We start from the raw sequence: 619 nt of genomic DNA on the forward strand, positions 1-619 counted from the left end.
GGTCGGCACTTTCAAGGTGAAATCATTCTTTGGGCTGTTCGTTGGTATTGTAAATATGGCATCAGCTATCGTGAACTTCAAGAAATGCTCGCTGAACGAGGTGTGAATGTTGACCACACCACAATTTATCGTTGGGTTCAGCGTTATGCTCCAGAAATGGAAAAACGCTTACGCTGGTATTGGCGTAATCCTACAGATTTACATTCATGGCATATGGATGAGACTTATATCAAAGTGAAGGGGCGATGGACTTACCTGTATCGTGCAGTTGATCAACATGGTCATACGATTGACTTTTACCTTTCCGCTAGACGGAACAGTAAATCAGCCTATTGTTTTTTAGGAAAGATCTTCAATACGGTGAAAAAATGGCAAATTCCACGGGTCATCAATACAGATAAAGCAGCGACCTATGGCCATGCTTTATCACGATTAAAGCGAGAAGGAAAATGTCCAGTAGATATTGAGCACAGGCAGATTAAGTATAAAAATAATGTCATTGAATGTGATCATGGTAAGTTAAAGCGAATCATCAGGGCCACATTAGGATTCAAATCTATGAAGACGGCTTATGCCACAATTAAAGGTATTGAAGTCATGCGTGCACTACGTAAAGGAC

At 40.7% G+C, this 619-nt stretch carries 1 protein-coding gene; it reads left to right on the plus strand.

The annotated features are described in order from the left end of the window. Positions 1-619: IS6-like element IS1008 family transposase (locus NI462_RS14920; protein ID WP_253161238.1), on the plus strand; the 619-nt coding region annotated here is incomplete at both ends.

It is taken from the genome of Acinetobacter lwoffii (assembly GCF_024129715.1).
GTDB lineage: Bacteria > Pseudomonadota > Gammaproteobacteria > Pseudomonadales > Moraxellaceae > Acinetobacter > Acinetobacter lwoffii_U.